15 protein-coding genes and 1 pseudogene are annotated in these 17,069 nt (G+C 70.3%); 8 read left to right on the forward strand and 8 right to left on the reverse strand.

The features are described from left to right. Window positions 1-14: 14 nt before the first annotated feature. Together OG429_RS23190 and OG429_RS23195 are read right to left on the reverse strand one after the other, a co-directional pair. Complete coding sequence (locus OG429_RS23190) at window positions 15-1,415, reverse strand: FtsW/RodA/SpoVE family cell cycle protein (protein ID WP_328927188.1); 1,401 nt, start codon at window positions 1,413-1,415, stop codon at window positions 15-17. A 321-nt stretch (window positions 1,416-1,736) separates the two neighbouring features. Beyond that, window positions 1,737-2,116, reverse strand: a pseudogene (locus OG429_RS23195) (response regulator); the annotation flags it as partial. Window positions 2,117-2,403: 287 nt separating this feature from the next. Here OG429_RS23195 and groES point away from each other — a divergent pair. Continuing rightward, complete coding sequence (gene groES, locus OG429_RS23200; RefSeq protein WP_030230757.1) at window positions 2,404-2,712, forward strand: co-chaperone GroES; 309 nt, start codon at window positions 2,404-2,406, stop codon at window positions 2,710-2,712. A 136-nt stretch (window positions 2,713-2,848) separates the two neighbouring features. Beyond that, a complete protein-coding gene (groL, locus tag OG429_RS23205) occupies window positions 2,849-4,477 on the forward strand; it encodes a chaperonin GroEL (RefSeq protein WP_328927189.1) in 1,629 nt (542 codons plus the stop codon). A 69-nt stretch (window positions 4,478-4,546) separates the two neighbouring features. Here the strand turns inward: groL and OG429_RS23210 are convergent, their stop codons facing one another. The 3 genes from OG429_RS23210 to OG429_RS23220 form a co-directional block, all read right to left on the reverse strand. Then, complete coding sequence (locus tag OG429_RS23210) at window positions 4,547-5,236, reverse strand: ester cyclase (RefSeq protein ID WP_328927190.1); 690 nt, start codon at window positions 5,234-5,236, stop codon at window positions 4,547-4,549. 79 nt (window positions 5,237-5,315) lie between these two features. Further along, a complete protein-coding gene (locus tag OG429_RS23215) occupies window positions 5,316-6,089 on the reverse strand; it encodes an SDR family NAD(P)-dependent oxidoreductase (RefSeq protein ID WP_328927191.1) in 774 nt (257 codons plus the stop codon). Window positions 6,090-6,120: 31 nt separating this feature from the next. Further along, window positions 6,121-6,807, reverse strand: a complete 687-nt coding sequence (locus OG429_RS23220) for an MOSC domain-containing protein (protein WP_328930382.1) — start codon at window positions 6,805-6,807, stop codon at window positions 6,121-6,123. A gap of 89 nt (window positions 6,808-6,896) precedes the next feature. Here OG429_RS23220 and OG429_RS23225 point away from each other — a divergent pair, with 89 nt between their 5' ends. Then, window positions 6,897-7,805, forward strand: coding sequence for a LysR family transcriptional regulator (locus OG429_RS23225; protein ID WP_328927192.1), 909 nt, complete (start codon window positions 6,897-6,899; stop codon window positions 7,803-7,805). Window positions 7,806-7,937: 132 nt separating this feature from the next. On the opposite strand, the gene OG429_RS23230 is transcribed toward OG429_RS23225, so the two are convergent. Beyond that, window positions 7,938-8,264: a WhiB family transcriptional regulator gene (locus tag OG429_RS23230; RefSeq protein WP_053786417.1), complete on the reverse strand. Its 327-nt coding sequence runs from the start codon at window positions 8,262-8,264 to the stop codon at window positions 7,938-7,940. Window positions 8,265-8,643: 379 nt separating this feature from the next. Between OG429_RS23230 and OG429_RS23235 the strand changes: the two genes are divergently transcribed. The 4 genes from OG429_RS23235 to OG429_RS23250 all read left to right on the forward strand — a co-directional run bounded on the left by OG429_RS23235 (window position 8,644) and on the right by OG429_RS23250 (window position 13,058). Further along, window positions 8,644-9,255 (forward strand): response regulator transcription factor, encoded by a 612-nt coding sequence (locus tag OG429_RS23235; RefSeq protein ID WP_003948568.1) that lies wholly within the window; start codon window positions 8,644-8,646, stop codon window positions 9,253-9,255. Between the two features lie 278 nt (window positions 9,256-9,533). Then, window positions 9,534-10,163 carry a sigma-70 family RNA polymerase sigma factor gene (locus OG429_RS23240; protein WP_328927193.1) on the forward strand — a complete coding sequence of 210 codons (630 nt, stop codon included), beginning with the start codon at window positions 9,534-9,536 and terminating at the stop codon, window positions 10,161-10,163. A 126-nt stretch (window positions 10,164-10,289) separates the two neighbouring features. Beyond that, window positions 10,290-11,789 (forward strand): IMP dehydrogenase, encoded by a 1,500-nt coding sequence (gene guaB / locus OG429_RS23245; protein ID WP_328927194.1) that lies wholly within the window; start codon window positions 10,290-10,292, stop codon window positions 11,787-11,789. 144 nt (window positions 11,790-11,933) lie between these two features. Beyond that, window positions 11,934-13,058, forward strand: a complete 1,125-nt coding sequence (locus OG429_RS23250) for a GuaB3 family IMP dehydrogenase-related protein (RefSeq protein ID WP_328927195.1) — start codon at window positions 11,934-11,936, stop codon at window positions 13,056-13,058. An 81-nt stretch (window positions 13,059-13,139) separates the two neighbouring features. Here the strand turns inward: OG429_RS23250 and OG429_RS23255 are convergent, their stop codons facing one another. Both OG429_RS23255 and OG429_RS23260 read right to left on the reverse strand, forming a co-directional pair. Continuing rightward, the gene (locus OG429_RS23255; RefSeq protein WP_328927196.1) at window positions 13,140-13,616 is read right to left on the reverse strand and encodes a hypothetical protein; all 477 of its coding nucleotides are present in this window, start codon (window positions 13,614-13,616) and stop codon (window positions 13,140-13,142) included. 119 nt (window positions 13,617-13,735) lie between these two features. Beyond that, window positions 13,736-14,965 (reverse strand): nucleotide sugar dehydrogenase, encoded by a 1,230-nt coding sequence (locus OG429_RS23260; protein WP_328927197.1) that lies wholly within the window; start codon window positions 14,963-14,965, stop codon window positions 13,736-13,738. A 254-nt stretch (window positions 14,966-15,219) separates the two neighbouring features. Here OG429_RS23260 and OG429_RS23265 point away from each other — a divergent pair, with 254 nt between their 5' ends. Next, the gene (locus OG429_RS23265; RefSeq protein WP_328927198.1) at window positions 15,220-16,926 is read left to right on the forward strand and encodes a glycerol-3-phosphate dehydrogenase/oxidase; all 1,707 of its coding nucleotides are present in this window, start codon (window positions 15,220-15,222) and stop codon (window positions 16,924-16,926) included. Window positions 16,927-17,069: the final 143 nt, after the last annotated feature.

Below are 17,069 nucleotides of genomic sequence, written 5' to 3' on the forward strand. Positions count from 1 at the left end.
GGGGACTCCCGGCGTCATCCCGCCCTCGACACCACCGGGGTGATCGTCGTCTCCGCCGGGCCACGGGCGTCCGCCTCGCGTTGGCGTTCCGCGCTGTCGCTGATGCGCAGCAGCAGGGCGATCATGATCCAGTTGGCCAGGAGGGACGAGCCGCCCTTGGCCAGGAACGGCAGCGCCTTGCCCGTCAGCGGGATCAGGCCCGTCACACCGCCCGCGACCACGAAGACCTGCAGGGCCAGCGCCGAGGCGAGGCCGACCGCCAGCAGTTTGCCGAAGGGGTCGCGGGCGCCGAGCGCCATCCGCAGCCCCCGCTGCACGAGGAGGGCGTACAGGATCAGGACGGCCATCACCCCAGCCAGCCCGAGTTCCTCGCCGACCGTGGTGAGGATGAAGTCGCTGCGGCCGGCGAACTTGATCAGTTCCGGGTGGCCCATGCCGAGGCCGGTGCCCGAGATGCCGCCGGTGCCGAAGCTGAACAGCGCCTGGGCCGACTGGTCGGAGGTGACCCCCGGGGGAGGGCTCGGCGAGTAGACCGACAGCGGCTCCAGCCAGGCCGCCACGCGCGCCTTGACGTGCGGTTCCGTCGAACCCACCACGAAGGCGCCCAGCGACGCCATGAGCACGCCGCACACGATCCAGCTGGTGCGCTCGGTGGCGACGTAGAGCATCACCACGAACACCCCGAAGAAGATCAGCGAGGTGCCGAGGTCGCGTTCGAAGACCAGCACCAGCATCGAGACGATCCACACCGTCACGATGGGGCCGAGCTGGCGCATCGGCGGCAGCCGCATGCCCAGGAACCTGCGGCCCGTCAGCGCCAGGGAGTCGCGGTGGATGACCAGGTATCCCGCGAAGAAGATGGCGATCATGATCTTCACGAACTCGCCCGGCTGCAGCGAGAAGCCGAAGAGGATGATCCAGCGCTTCGCGCCGTAGGTGTCCGCGCCGAAGAACGCCGGAGCGATCAGCAGCACCAGTGCGACGGCCATCGTGATGTAGATGAACCGCTGCAGCAGCCGGTGGTCGCGCAGCAGCGCCAGCACCAGGATGCAGGCGGCGACGCCGACCACGGTCCACATCAGCTGCCCGGGCGCGTTGGCGTCCGAGCCGTACCGCTCGATGTACCCCTGGTCGAGCCGGTGCAGCAGCACCAGTCCCAGCCCGGTCAGCAGCATGGCCAGCGGGAAGATCAGCGGATCCGCGTAGGCGCCGAAGCGGCGCACGCCCAGGTGACCCACCAGCGACAGCAGCGTCATGCTGATCGTGAAGCCGGTGAGGTTGGGCGGCAGCTCGCCGTTCATCGCGAAGCCCGCGGCGGCGTGGCCGAAGACGGCGATCGCGACGACGAAGACCAGGAGCAGCGCCTCGGTGCGGCGGCGTGCGCCCGCCGTCGTCAGGGGCCTCAGTCCACGCACGGGATGCCGCCACCGTCCGCGGGGGCGGGGGAGGACGGCGGTGAGGACGGCGGCGGGGCCGCGTCCGGTGAGGAGGAAGCGGCGCCCGGCGAGCTCGGGCTCGCAGTGGCCTTGGGCCCGATCTGCTCGGCAATGAGGCGCTTTATCTTCATATCATCTACGACGTTTATGTCCTCCCCGTGGTTCCTTCCGAAGCGTTCGGGGCGCGCGGGCGGGAGGACGGCCGAGCGGGAGTCCGCCCCGGGTCCGGCGCGCACCCCGCACAGGCCCGGGGCCTCCTTCGGGTCCCCGCTGGTCGCCACCGTCCGCCCGCCCGGAGGGTGGTGCGAGGTCGGGGGCGCGGGCGCGGCGGGCCAGGGCCCGGATGCGGGCGGCCAGGACCACGAAGGAGAACGGCTTGGTGAGGTAGTCGTCGGCGCCGGAGTCCAGGCCCTCGGCCTCGTCGTACTCACCGTCCCTGGCGGTGAGCATCAGCACCGGGGTGGTGTCGCTGTGGGCGCGCATGCGGGTGCAGATCTGACAGCCGCTCACGCCCGGCAGCATCACATCGAGGAGGACGACGTCATACGGGCCCCGGCCAGGGCGAGGTCCAGGCCGCGGTGGCCGTCGTGCGTGACCTCGACCGCGTGCCCGTCGGCGGACAGGCCGCGCCGCAGGGACTCGGCGAGGCCCTCTTCGTCTTCGACCACGAGGATGTGCACGCCCCCAAGCGTCACATACCAGACACAATGCCCCGGTGCGGGTGGTGATCCACAGGCGCTCCCGCCCGGGTTTCCGGGGCTCGGAGGCCTGATCCGCGCAACGCCCGGCGGCGAGAATTGGCACTCCGCTTGACCGAGTGCTAATCGCCGGAATAGTCTCGCACCTGGCACTCGCCCCTGGTGAGTGCCAACACAGCGACAGGCAGGTCCGGCACCCGCGACGACGGATCGACCTGGTCGCCACCTCAGACAGTTAACCCCGGATCTCCGAAGGGGGAGGTCGGATCGTGACGACCGCCAGCTCCAAGGTTGCCATCAAGCCGCTTGAGGACCGCATCGTGGTCCAGCCGCTCGACGCCGAGCAGACCACGGCCTCCGGCCTGGTCATCCCGGACACCGCGAAGGAGAAGCCCCAGGAGGGCGTCGTCCTCGCGGTCGGCCCGGGCCGGTTCGAGGACGGCCAGCGTCTCCCGCTGGACGTCAGCGTCGGCGACATCGTGCTGTACAGCAAGTACGGCGGCACCGAAGTGAAGTACAGCGGCGAGGAGTACCTCGTCCTCTCGGCTCGCGACGTGCTCGCGATCGTCGAGAAGTAATTCGCTTCCAGTTTTGATTTGAGCTGCGCCCCTGGTCACCCTGCTGATGCCGGGCGGCGAGGGGCGTAGTTCGTTCTAGGCGGTGGAGGTCGCGGTGAGCGGCCGAGGATCGCAACGAGAGGACTGAACCGCTCCCATGCCGAAGATCCTGAAGTTCGACGAGGACGCCCGTCGCGCCCTCGAGCGCGGCGTCAACAAGCTTGCCGACACGGTGAAGGTGACGATCGGCCCCAAGGGCCGCAACGTCGTCATCGACAAGAAGTTCGGCGCCCCGACCATCACCAACGACGGCGTCACCATCGCCCGCGAGGTCGAGCTGGACGACCCGTACGAGAACCTGGGCGCGCAGCTCGTGAAGGAGGTGGCGACCAAGACCAACGACATCGCGGGTGACGGCACCACCACCGCCACCGTGCTGGCCCAGGCGCTCGTCCGCGAGGGTCTGCGCAACGTCGCCGCGGGCGCGTCCCCGGCCGCCCTGAAGAAGGGCATCGACGCCGCGGTCAAGGCCGTCTCCGAGGAGCTCCTCGCGACCGCCCGCCCGATCGAGGACAAGTCCGACATCGCCGCCGTGGCCGCGCTCTCCGCGCAGGACCAGCAGGTCGGCGAGCTCATCGCCGAGGCGATGGACAAGGTCGGCAAGGACGGTGTCATCACCGTCGAGGAGTCCAACACCTTCGGCCTGGAGCTGGAGTTCACCGAGGGCATGGCCTTCGACAAGGGCTACCTCTCGCCGTACATGGTCTCCGACCAGGAGCGTATGGAGGCCGTCCTCGACGACCCGTACATCCTGATCAACCAGGGCAAGATCTCCTCGATCCAGGACCTCCTGCCGCTGCTGGAGAAGGTCATCCAGGCCGGCGCCTCCAAGCCGCTGCTGATCATCGCCGAGGACGTCGAGGGCGAGGCGCTCTCCACCCTCGTCGTCAACAAGATCCGCGGCACCTTCAACGCGGTCGCCGTCAAGGCCCCCGGCTTCGGTGACCGTCGCAAGGCGATGCTGCAGGACATGGCCACCCTCACCGGTGCCACCGTCATCGCCGAGGAGGTCGGCCTCAAGCTCGACCAGGCCGGCCTGGACGTACTGGGCACCGCCCGCCGCGTCACGATCTCCAAGGACGACACGACCATCGTCGACGGTGGCGGCAGCCACGAGGAAGTCGTCGGCCGTGTCAACCAGATCAAGGCCGAGATCGAGTCCACGGACTCCGACTGGGACCGCGAGAAGCTGCAGGAGCGCCTGGCGAAGCTCGCCGGCGGCGTCTGCGTCATCAAGGTCGGCGCCGCCACCGAGGTGGAGCTCAAGGAGAAGAAGCACCGCCTCGAGGACGCCATCTCGGCGACCCGCGCCGCGGTCGAGGAGGGCATCGTCTCCGGCGGTGGCTCCGCGCTCGTCCACGCCGTCAAGGTGCTCGAGGGCAACCTCGGCCTGACCGGCGACGAGGCCACCGGTGTCGCGGTCGTGCGCCGCGCCGCCGTCGAGCCGCTGCGCTGGATCGCCGAGAACGCCGGTCTCGAGGGTTACGTCATCACCTCGAAGGTCGCCGAGCTCGACAAGGGCCAGGGCTTCAACGCCGCCTCCGGCGAGTACGGCGACCTGGTCAAGGCCGGCGTCATCGACCCGGTCAAGGTCACCCGCTCCGCGCTGGAGAACGCCGCTTCCATCGCCTCCCTGCTGCTCACGACCGAGACCCTGGTCGTCGAGAAGCCGGCCGAGGAAGAGGCCGACGCGGGCCACGGCCACGGTCACGGCCACAGCCACTGATCACGCCCCGCACACCGGGAAGGCCCCGTTCCGCACCTGCGGAACGGGGCCTTCCCGTGTGTGTGGCGGCTACATGGCGCCCAGTTGGCGCATCATGCCCATGGCGTCGTAGTGCCACCAGCCTTCCTTGATCATTCCGTCCTGACATCGGAAGACCGTCGTGCCGGTCATCGTGCAGGTCTTGCCGGTGGGGGCGATGCCCATGAACTCGCCCTTGTGCGTGCCCGTCCAGGTCCACAGCGTGGTGACGTAGTCGTCCTGCGCCATCTGGGCGTCGCGCGTGAAGGAGAAGTCGAAGCCGCTCCGCCACATCTCCACGTCCTCGCGGATGCCCGCGGGCCCTATCTTGTCCTCGGCGTTGCTGATGTCGTGGTCGCGGTAGTCCGACGCGAAGATCTCCGGGATGACGGACATGTCGCCCTTCATCGCGATCTCGTCGTACATCCGGTTCACCAGCATCGTGTTGAGGTGTTCGTCCCGGACGACGTCCAGGTTGGTGAAGCTGGGCATCCCGTCACAGAGGGCCATCATCTCCTGGAACATCCTGTCCGTCTCCGGAAGATGAGAGTTCTTCATGGCCTCTTCGTACGAGGGGAATTCGACCACGTCCACGTAGTGGTTCTCGTTCTCGCGGTCCCTGCCCACAATGCTGTGGGTGACAGTGCGCTTGCCCTGGCTCTGCGAGACGTACCGGTCGAGCAGCTGATCGAGGTCGTCCTGCCGACTGGTCTTGTAATCGATTATCTGTACGAATGTCATGGCGGTCTCCCGGGCTTGGTGGACAAGTCCAGTTTAGGGAGATTTCACCCGGTTGGCCGGTTTACCGGCGAGTACTGGGTTACTGGGGGCCGTACTTGCGGCCCGTACGCGAGGACACGCCACCCAGCAGCCCGCGCGGCGTCAGCTTCACCACGCCCATCAGCGCCTTGTACCGCGGGTCCGGGATCGACACCGTCTTGCCGCGCGCCAGGTCGTCCAGGGCGGCGGCCACCAGCTTGTCGGCGTCGAGCCACATCCAGCCGGGGATGTTGTCCGTGCCCATGCCGGCGCGCTGGTGGAACTCCGTCCGGACGAAGCCGGGGCACAGCGCCATCAGCCGCACCCCGGAGCCCGCCAGGTCCTTCGCCGCGCCCTGGGTGAACTGGACGACCCACGCCTTGCTCGCCCCGTACGTACCGCGCGGGACGAAGGCGGCCACCGAGGCCACGTTGATCACGCCGCCGCGGCCGCGCGTGCGCATCGACGCGGTGGCCGCCGAGGTCAGCCGCAGGACCGCCTCGATGTGCACCTTCACCATGGTGAGCTCGTCGGCCATGGAGACCTCGAGGTAGCGGCCCTTGTTGCCGAAGCCGGCATTGTTGACGAGCAGGTCCACGGGGTGGGTGCGGTCGCCGAGGCGCTCCTCGACCGCCGCGATGCCCTCCTCGGTGGCCAGATCCGCGGCCAGCACCTCGGCCTCGATGCCGTGCCGGTCGTGCAGCTCGGTGGCCTGCTCGCCCAGCCGCTTGGTGTCGCGCGCCACCAGCACCAGGTTGTGGCCCTGGGCGGCGAGCCGCCGGGCGAAGGCGGCGCCGATGCCCGCCGTGGATCCCGTAATCAACGCAGTCGTCATAGGCGCAACCTAGCCGCCCCGGGTGTCGGTTCTACTTCGCCCCGGCTCCGGTCCCGTACTTCTCCACGTACCGGCGCACGGTCTCGTGACCTTCCGGTTCCATTGCCGCGCCCGCCGCCAGGGTGTGCGGCAGCAGCGCGCGCTCCGTGGTGAAGGCGCGGAACCAGAATTCCACCGTCACCTCGTGGTCCGCGCGGTGGACGACCTCGATGGCGTCGCCGGGGGAGACCGAGCCCTCCTCGATCACCCGCAGGTAGGCGCCCGGCCGCCCCGCCTGGGTGAACCGCCTGACCCAGCCGCTCTCGCCGAGGGCCCCCTGGAAGGTCCGGCACGGGATGCGGGCCGAGGCGACTTCGAGGAGGAGGTCCGCGCCGACCCGCCAGCGGTCGCCGAGGCGCGCGGAGTTCAGGTCGATGCCGGAGGTGGTGAAGTTCTCGCCGAAGGTCCCGCCAGGCAGCTCGCGGCCCAGCTCGGCCTCCCAGTGGTCCAGGTCCTCGCGCGCGTACGCGTAGACGGCCTGGTGGTCGCCTCCGTGGTGGCGGCGGTCGCACACGGCGTCGCCCTCCACACCGCTGCCGAGGCCGGTGGCTCTCGGGCCCGGGGCGAAGACGCGGACCGGCCCGGGGACCGGGCGCTTGCCGTGGCCCGTCACCCCGCCCTCCGCGTCGGTGTAGTCGGCGGCTTCGGCACGGCCGAGGTTCACGGAGATCAGATGCATGGGAGCCATGCGCACACGCTAACCGAGCCCGCCCCAAAGGGGCGCGACGTTATTCACGCGACGGTCAAAGAAGGGCTTATGCTCAAAAGGTGATCGAGGCACGTCATCTCCGGGTTCTGCGCGCCGTCGCCGGGACCGGGTCCTTCTCCGCCGCCGCCCGCGAGCTCGGCTGCACCCAGCCCGCCGTCTCCCAGCAGATGAAGGCGCTGGAGCAGTCGGCCGGCACCCCGCTGCTCATCCGCACCGGCCGCGAGATGCGGCTGACCCAGGCCGGCGAGGCCCTGGTCCGGCATGCCGCGGGGATCCTGGCCGGGCTGACCGCCGCCGAGGAGGAGGTCGCGGCCATCTCCGGGCTGCGCGCGGGCCGGGTCCGGCTGGTGTCCTTCCCCAGCGGCAGCTCCACGCTGGTGCCGACCGCGCTCGCCGCGATGCGCGCCGAGCACCCGGGCACCCGGATCTCCCTGGTCGAGGCCGAGCCGCCGCGCTCGGTGGAGATGCTGCGCGAGGGCGACTGCGACCTGGCGCTGGCCTTCCGGTACGGCGGGGACGGTGACGGGCGGGGCTCCACGGCGGAGTGGGAGGACCTCGTGGTGCGCCCGCTGCTGACCGACCGGCTCGTCGGACTGGTCCCCGAGGGGCACCGGCTGGCCGGGTCGGAGCGCGTGGGCATGGCGGACCTGGCCGACGAGCCCTGGATCGCGGGCTGTCCGCGCTGCCGCCGCCATCTGGTGGAGGTGTGCGAGAGCGCGGGCTTCACCCCGCGGATCGACTTCGCGACCGACGACTACCCGGCGGTGGTCGGCCTGGTCGGCGCCGGGCTGGGCGTCGCGGTGCTGCCGGAGCTCGCGGTGGAGTCCGTACGGGCCAAGGGCGTGAGCACGGTGGCCGTGGAGCCGGCCGTCGAGCGCGAGGTCGTGGCGCTGACCCTGCCCGACCTGGCCAGGGTCCCGGCGGTGGCCGCGACCCTGGCCGAGCTGGAGCGGGCCGCCACGCGCTGACCGCACCCGTGGCGTCGGGTACGGCCGGACGGGTGACGCCGCGCGCAGGACTGCGACACGCCCGGCGAGGGCGGCGGCCGGAAGGATTTCGCGGACGCTGCAGCAACGTTCCTTCGGACGTTTGTACTCGGATCAGTGCGGCGGGATCGGTCCGATCGTGCTGGACGCCGGGATCAGTCGATGCCGCGCGCGGCCCATCAGTTCCTCGCGCTCGTCCTCGGTGAGGCCTCCCCACACTCCGTAGGGCTCGCGGACGGCGAGTGCGTGCGCGGCGCATTCCGAACGAACCGGGCATCGCATGCAGACCTCTTTAGCCGAGGCCTCGCGCGCGCTCCTGGCCGCGCCCCGCTCACCTTCCGGGTGGAAGAAGAGGGAGCTGTCGACCCCGCGGCAGGCAGCAAGCAGCTGCCAGTCCCAGAGGTCGGCGTTCGGTCCGGGGAGCCGGGAGAAATCTGCCATTGGTAGTCCTCTTGGTGCCGGTACTGAGGCGGATACGGTCCATGTCTCCACACCTACTGTCCTAGTAGATGTAAATATGACTCACTGGGAATCTAGCCTCAGACATGTGCCAAACGGAAGGAAAGCCGCCAAATAGGGCATAGCTCCAGATGGAGGACGAGTGGCTCGTGGCTCCAGCGCCGTGATCGCTTCCTCACGTAGAGTGCTGAAGGTGTCCGTCCGACCCGTAACTCTTTCGAGTGACCATCGTTGAGAGTGCGAAGGCGGTTGAACCAATAAGTTCTCGGACAGGTGTCCGGGGGCATCGACCGCACAGGTGACGATACGTACCAGCCTGGAGGCTCAAGGTGACGCGCATCAGCAGCTGCGGAGGGCGGTCATGACATCCGTCCTCGTCTGCGACGACTCCCCGCTTGCCCGAGAGGCGCTCCGTCGCGCGGTTGCCACCGTGCCCGGCGTCGAGCGTGTGACGACGGCTGCCAACGGCGAGGAAGTCCTCCGCCGCTGGGGTGCCGACCGCTCCGACCTGATTCTGATGGATGTACGGATGCCCGGGCTCGGCGGTGTGGAGACGGTCCGCCGGCTGCTCTCGGCCGACCCCGGCGCCCGCATCATCATGCTGACGGTCGCCGAGGACCTGGACGGCGTGGCCCTCGCGGTCGCCGCCGGCGCCCGCGGATACCTGCACAAGGACGCCTCGCGCGCCGAACTGCGGGCCACGGTCACCCAGGCCCTCGCCGACCCGACCTGGCGACTGGCCCCGCGCCGGCTCCGCTCGGCCGAGATGGGCGCGGCGCCCACCCTCACCGCTCGCGAGATCCAAGTGCTGGAGGGCATGAGCCACGGCCGGTCCAACGCGGAGATCGGGCGCGAGCTCTTCCTCTCCGAGGACACGGTCAAGACGCACGCCCGCAGGCTGTTCAAGAAGCTCGGCGCCTCGGACCGGGCGCACGCCGTGGCGCTCGGCTTCCGCTGGGGCCTGGTCCGCTGACCCGCGGGTCACGGTCCGGTCCGTGTCCCGCCGTACCCGGTGCGCACTCGGGGATTGGCGGGGCACAATCCGGGGGACGTGTCGCTTCGTGCGCGATGCCGCATCCTTGAGGGTGTGCCGCATTCTTGGAGATGTGGAGTCCTCGTCCTTGGGGACCATTCGGCCGAGCGGGAGGGGAGGGCGCAATCATGAGTTCCGGCGCACCCGCTCATAACGCTTCGATGCACGAAACCGGCCGTGGTGCCACGGAAGCTCCGGCGTCAAGGCACCATGGATTGATGCGCGACGACGAGGCCCTGGGGTCACCCGCGGCCACCGGCCCCACTGGCGCCGCCAAAAGCGGTAGTGCCGGGGGTGTCAGCGCGCTCGTACGCCGAGCGGTGGAGGGCGACGAGCAGGCCACGCACGACCTGCTCGCGTTCGTTCACCCCCTCGCTATCCGCTATTGCCGCACCCGGCTCTCGCGGCTCCCGGGTGACGCTCGCCACTTCGTGGAGGACCTGGCGCAGGAAGTCTGCGTCGCCGTCCTGATGGCCCTGCCGCGCTACCGGGACACCGGGCGGCCCTTCGAGGCCTTCGTCTTCGCCATCGCCGCGCACAAGGTCGCCGACCTGCAGCGGGCCGCCATGCGGCACCCGGGCAGCACGGCCGTTCCCTCGGACGAGATGCCGGAGCGGCCCGACGACTCGCTGGGTCCCGAGGAGCGGGCGCTGCTCAGCAGTGACGCGGCCTGGGCCAAGAAGCTGCTGGCCAACCTTCCGGAGAACCAGCGGGAGCTCCTCGTACTGCGGGTGGCCGTCGGGCTGACCGCCGAGGAGACCGGGCAGATGCTCGGCATGTCCCCCGGGGCGGTGCGCGTCGCCCAGCACCGCGCGCTCAGCCGGCTCCGCGCGCTCGCCGAGCAGTAGGAATCCCGGCGAGGATCTCCGTAGGAAACTACAAATCTTCTGCTTGACCTTGGTCGTGGAATGAGACGCGTCGGGATCCCGTTAGCATGGACATCCGCGCTGAGCAAGACCATTTGGGAAGGTGTCATGACCGCCGACGGAGTGCCCGACAAATTCGCCACGCTCGGACTGACCTACGACGACGTGCTGCTGCTGCCGGGCGCGTCGGACATGTCGCCTGACGCGATCGACACCTCTTCCCTGATCTCCCGGAACGTACGCGTGAACGTTCCGCTGCTGTCCGCGGCGATGGACAAGGTCACCGAGGCCCGCATGGCCATCGCGATGGCCCGCCAGGGCGGCGTGGGCGTACTGCACCGCAACCTGTCGATCGCCGACCAGGCCAACCAGGTCGACCTCGTCAAGCGCTCCGAGTCCGGCATGGTCAGCGACCCGATCACGGTGCACCCGGACGCGACGCTGCGCGAGGCCGACGAGCTGTGCGCCAAGTTCCGCATCTCCGGTGTCCCGGTCACGGACCCGGCGGGCAAGCTGCTCGGCATCGTCACCAACCGCGACATGGCCTTCGAGTCGGACCGCAGCCGTCAGGTGCGCGAGGTCATGACCCCGATGCCGCTGGTCACGGGCAAGGTGGGCATCTCCGGCGTGGACGCCATGGAGCTGCTGCGCCGCCACAAGATCGAGAAGCTTCCGCTGGTCGACGACGCGGGCATCCTCAAGGGCCTCATCACGGTCAAGGACTTCGTCAAGGCCGAGAAGTACCCGAACGCCGCCAAGGACAAGGAAGGCCGGCTGCTCGTCGGCGCGGCCGTCGGCGTCGCCGGTGACGCGTACGACCGCGCCCAGGCCCTGATCGAGGCGGGCGCCGACTTCATCGTCGTCGACACCGCCCACGGCCACTCCCGCCTGGTCGGCGACATGGTCGCCAAGATCAAGTCGAACTCCGCCGTGGACGTCATCGGCGGCAACGTCGCCACCCGCGACGGTGCCCAGGCGCTGATCGACGCCGGCTGCGACGGCATCAAGGTCGGCGTCGGCCCCGGCTCCATCTGCACCACCCGCGTGGTCGCCGGCATCGGCGTCCCGCAGGTCACCGCCATCTACGAGGCCTCGCTGGCCGCCAAGGCCGCGGGCGTCCCGGTCATCGGCGACGGCGGCCTGCAGTACTCCGGCGACATCGCCAAGGCCCTGGTCGCGGGCGCCGACACGGTGATGCTCGGCTCGCTGCTCGCGGGCTGCGAGGAGTCCCCCGGCGAGCTGCTCTTCATCAACGGCAAGCAGTTCAAGTCGTACCGCGGCATGGGCTCGCTCGGCGCGATGCAGTCCCGTGGCGACCAGCGCTCCTTCTCCAAGGACCGCTACTTCCAGGAGGGCGTGGGCGGCGACGACAAGCTCATCCCCGAGGGCATCGAGGGCCAGGTTCCCTACCGCGGTCCGCTCGCCGCGGTCGTGCACCAGCTCGTCGGCGGCCTGCGCCAGTCGATGTTCTACGTCGGCGGCCGCACGGTCCCCGAGCTGCAGGACCGGGGCCGCTTCGTCCGGATCACCTCGGCGGGCCTCAAGGAGAGCCACCCGCACGACATCCAGATGACGGTGGAAGCGCCGAACTACAGCCGCAACGGCTGATCTGAGCGACCGCGTGAGGGGCGGGCCCGACGGGCCCGCCCCTTCGCCGTGCCCGTGCCCGCGTCCGTACAGCGGTCATGGGAACGCGACTCTCCGGCGTTCGGGGATACTGGACGGGCAGACCCAGAGGAAAGGCCACCACACGTGACTGAGATCGAGATCGGGCGCGGCAAGCGCGGCCGCAGGGCGTATGCGTTCGACGACATCGCCATCGTCCCGAGCCGGCGTACCCGGGACCCGAAGGAGGTCTCGATCGCCTGGCAGATCGACGCGTACCGCTTCGAGCTCCCCTTCCTGGCCGCCCCCATGGACTCGGTCGTCTCCCCGCAGACCGCGATCCGCATCGGCGAGCTCGGCGGCCTCGGCGTGCTGAACCTCGAAGGCCTGTGGACCCGCTACGAGGACCCGCAGCCACTGCTCGACGAGATCACGGAGCTGGACGAGGAGTCCGCCACCCGCCGTCTCCAGGAGATCTACTCCGCCCCGATCCAGGCGGACCTGATCCGGCAGCGCATCAAGGAGGTGCGCGACTCCGGAGTCGTCACCGCCGCCGCGCTCTCCCCGCAGCGCACCGCCGAGTTCTCCAAGGCCGTCGTGGACGCGGGCGTGGACATCTTCGTGATCCGCGGCACCACCGTGTCGGCGGAGCACGTCTCCGGCGCCGCCGAGCCGCTGAACCTGAAGCAGTTCATCTACGAGCTCGACGTCCCGGTCATCGTCGGCGGCTGCGCCACCTACACCGCGGCCCTGCACCTGATGCGCACCGGCGCCGCGGGTGTCCTGGTCGGCTTCGGCGGCGGCGCCGCGCACACCACGCGCAACGTGCTCGGCATCCAGGTCCCGATGGCGACCGCCGTCGCGGACGTGGCCGCGGCCCGCCGCGACTACATGGACGAGTCCGGCGGCCGGTACGTGCACGTCATCGCCGACGGCGGCGTGGGCTGGTCGGGCGACATCCCGAAGGCCGTCGCCTGCGGCGCGGACGCCGTGATGATGGGCTCCCCGCTGGCCCGTGCCACCGACGCGCCCGGCAAGGGCAACCACTGGGGCATGGAGGCCGTCCACGAGGACGTGCCGCGCGGCAAGAAGGTCGACCTGGGCACGGTCGGCACCACCGAGGAGATCCTCACCGGCCCGTCGCACTCCCCGGACGGTTCGATGAACATCTTCGGCGCGCTGCGCCGCTCGATGGCCACCACCGGCTACAGCGAGCTCAAGGAGTTCCAGCGGGTCGAGGTCACGGTCGCGGACTCGCAGCACAGCCGCTGACCGGCTCTTTGCCGTACGTACGCCGGAGGGCCGGCACCCCGTGTGGGGTGCCGGCCCTCCGGCGTCACGCGGTGCGCAGGGTCAGTCGCTGACCTTCTTGGCCGCGCCGAAGGCGGCGAAGCCGCCGATCCCGAGGAAGACGTAGGACATGAAGTCCGCGTTCTCCTTCCAGAGGTCGTTCAGGCCGCCGATGCCGACCTGGCTGAGGACGTCGCCGACGCCGATCTTGCCGTAGTCGGCCATCACGAGCGCGATGAAGAAGAGCTGGCCGAGGTAGACGGCGCCGATGGAGAGCACGGCGGAGATCACGGGCAGGACCGGGTTGCGGCCGCCGAGCTTGCCGGCGGCGAGGCCGACGAGCAGGCCGACGCCGATCGCGGCGTAGCCGACCTCGCGGTCGATGGCGTTCATGATGCCGCCGTACGCGGCCGCCGCGACGAGGGCCGCGACGACGGCCGCGACGATGCCGAGGCCGATGTTGCCGCTGCGGGCCGGGGCCGGGGCGGCGGGCGCCTCGGTGAAGGAGTCGGGCGCGGGCGGCTGGAAGTTCTGGCTCATGGTGATCCCCCCCAAGGGATGCGTGGGCACACGTGTCCGGGGGGACGTATGTGCGAGATAAGTGACGCCGCAGGCTAGCAGGCGGTCACGACATCCATGAGGGGGAATTTCCAAGGCGTTCAGAGCCGGTGGGCGGCCCCCGCCGGGCTGGCGCCCCGGGTGTCCAGGAGCAACTGGGCCTTGACCGCGAGGCCTTGCAGGTCATAGGTGCGGTGGTGCTGGAGCAGGATCGTCAGGTCCGCGTTGGCGGCGGCCTCGTACAACGATTCGGCACGGGGGACCGGCTGGTCCCGGACCCGCCAGCCCGCGATGTACGGGTCGTGGTAGCTGATGAGCGCCCCCAGGTCGAGCAGGCGGCTGGCGATCTCGCGGGCCGGGGAGCCCTCCTGGTCGGCGAGATCGGGCTTGTAGGTGACGCCCAGGAGGAGGACGCGGGCGCCGCGGGCGGATTTGCCGTGCTCGTTCAGCAGGGTGGCGGAGCGCTGGATGACGTACTGCGGCATCCGGTTGTTGATCTCCTGCGCCAGGCCGACCATGCGCAGGGGGTGGCCGGGGGTGCGGGTGGTGTGGGGGAGGTAGTTCGGGTCGAGCGGGACTCCGTGGCCGCCGACGCCCGGGCCGGGACGGAAGGCCTGGAAGCCGTACGGCTTGGTCTCGGCGCAGCGGATGACGTCCCACAGGTCCACGCCGAGGTCGTGGCAGAGGACCGCCATCTCGTTCATGAGCGCGATGTTGACGTGCCGGTAGTTCGTCTCCAGGAGCTGTACGGTCTCGGCCTCGCGCAGGCCGCGGGCGCGGACGACCTTCTCGGTGAGGCGGGCGTAGAAGGCGTGCGCGGACTCGGTGCAGGCGGGGGTGAGGCCGCCGATCACCTTGGGGGTGTTGGAGACGCCGTGCGTGCGGTTGCCCGGGTCGAGGCGGCTGGGGGAGTAGGCCAGGTGGAAGTCGCGGCCTGCCCGGAGCCCGGAGCCCTCTTCGAGGACGGGGCGGAGGTAGTCCTCGGTGACGCCCGGGTGGACGGCGGATTCGAGGATCACGGTGGTGTGGGGGCGTAGCCGGGCGGCGAGCGCGCGGCCGGCCTCGCCCACGGCGGACAGGTCCAGCGCGCGGTCGGCGCCGAGCTGGGTGGGCGCGCAGATGACGGCGGTGCGGACCCGGCCGAGCTCGGCGGGGTTGGTGGTGACCCGGAAGCCGGCCGCCGACATGCGGCGGATCTCGGCGGCGGTGAGGGTGGAGTCCGTGACCGGACCGCTGTCGTAGCCGACCGTCTCGATCCCGGCGGCGACTGCCGCCTGGGCGAGTGGGAGGCCGAGATGGCCGAGTCCGATGACGGCGAGGTCTGCGGGCATGGGGGTGCCGTCCCTTCCCTGACATGAGGGGGATGCGCGCGCAAGTCCTGTGGACAGGAGGAGCCCGGGAGCTGGCGCAATGTCAGACTAGGCGTATATATGAAAGATATGTCGCATTCTGGGGTAGTGGTCGCCGTTGTGTTGTCCACAGGCGGTGGCTGATGTGGGTGCGGGCGGTCAGAATCAGGAAACGGGGCATGTGAGCGGGATCACCCGCACGACGCGGGGAACACCCGCACCAACGGGAGGCAGCCGTGAGGACAGCGACACTGGGACCGGTGCAGCGTGCCGAGGCGCTCGCCCGGATGGCCGAGCGGGAGCTGGACGTTCTGGTTGTGGGCGCGGGGGTGGTCGGCGCCGGTACCGCGCTCGACGCGGCGACCAGAGGTTTGTCGACCGGGCTGGTGGAAGCGCGTGACTGGGCATCCGGCACGTCGAGCAGGTCGAGCAAGCTCATCCACGGCGGCCTGCGGTACCTGGAGATGCTCGACTTCGCCCTCGTCCGGGAGGCGCTGAAGGAGCGAGGCCTGCTGCTGGAGCGCCTCGCGCCGCACCTGGTGAAGCCCGTGCCTTTCCTCTACCCCTTGCAGTACAAGGGCTGGGAGCGGCTGTATGCGGGCTCGGGCGTCGCGCTGTACGACGCCATGTCGGTCTCCAGCGGACACGGGCGCGGGCTGCCGGTGCACCGGCACCTGTCGCGCAAGCGCGCGCTGCGGGTGGCGCCGGCGCTGCGCAAGGACGCACTGGTGGGGGCCCTGCAGTACTACGACGCCCAGATGGACGACGCGCGGTACGTGGCCACGCTGGTGCGGACGGCCGCGGCGTACGGGGCGCACTGCGCCAACCGGGCGAGGGTGATCGGCTTCCTGCGCGAGGGCGAACGGGTGGTCGGGGCGCGGGTGCGGGATGTCGAGGGCGGCGGGGAGTACGAGATCCGCGCGAAGCAGATCGTGAACGCGACCGGGGTGTGGACGGACGACACCCAGGCGCTGATCGGGGAGCGCGGGCAGTTCCACGTACGGGCGTCGAAGGGCATCCACCTGGTCGTGCCGAAGGACCGGATCCATTCGAGCACCGGGCTGATCCTGCGGACCGAGAAGTCGGTGCTGTTCGTCATCCCCTGGGGACGGCACTGGATCATCGGGACCACGGACACCGACTGGGACCTGGACAAGGCGCACCCGGCGGCGTCGAGCGCGGACATCGACTACCTGCTGGAGCACGTGAACTCGGTGCTGGCGGTGCCGCTGACGCGTGACGACGTGCAGGGTGTGTACGCGGGCCTGCGGCCGCTGCTGGCCGGGGAGTCGGACGCGACGAGCAAGCTGTCGCGCGAACACACGGTGGCGCACCCGGTGCCGGGGCTGGTGGTGGTCGCGGGCGGCAAGTACACGACGTACCGGGTCATGGCCAAGGACGCGGTCGACGAGGCGGTGCACGGGCTGGACCAGCGGGTCGCGGAATGCGTGACGGAGGACGTGCCGCTGGTCGGCGCGGAGGGGTACCGGGCGCTGTGGAACGCGCGGGCGAGGACCGCCGCCCGGACGGGCCTTCACGTGGTGCGGGTGGAGCACCTGTTGAACCGGTTCGGGTCGCTGACGGAGGAACTGCTGGACCTGATCGCCGCCGACCCGGGGCTGGGGGAGCCGGTGACCGGGGCGGAGGACTATCTGCGCGCCGAGATCGTGTACGCGGCCTCGCACGAAGGGGCGCGGCACCTGGACGACGTACTGACGCGGCGGACACGGATCTCGATCGAGACCTTCGACCGGGGGACGCGGTCGGCGCGGGAGTGCGCGGAGTTGATGGCCCCGGTCCTGGGGTGGGATAAGCAGCAGATCGAGAAGGAAGTGGAGCACTACGAGAAGCGGGTCCAGGCGGAGCGGGAATCGCAGCGCCAGCCGGACGACCAGACGGCGGACGCGGCGCGGCTGGGGGCGCCCGACATCGTTCCGTTGTAAGTCCGGGATGCGGAAAGGGGAACCGCGGACCCGGGGCGCCCGTCCGTTGCGGAGTGAGGAACAATGAGGTTTCTGCCGGGGCGGGTTACCGCGGACCCCGGCAGCTGCCGGGGCCGCCGGAGCGGGCGGCACGATCGCAGAGG

The sequence above is a fragment of the Streptomyces sp. NBC_00190 genome, from assembly GCF_036203305.1.
GTDB lineage: Bacteria > Actinomycetota > Actinomycetes > Streptomycetales > Streptomycetaceae > Streptomyces.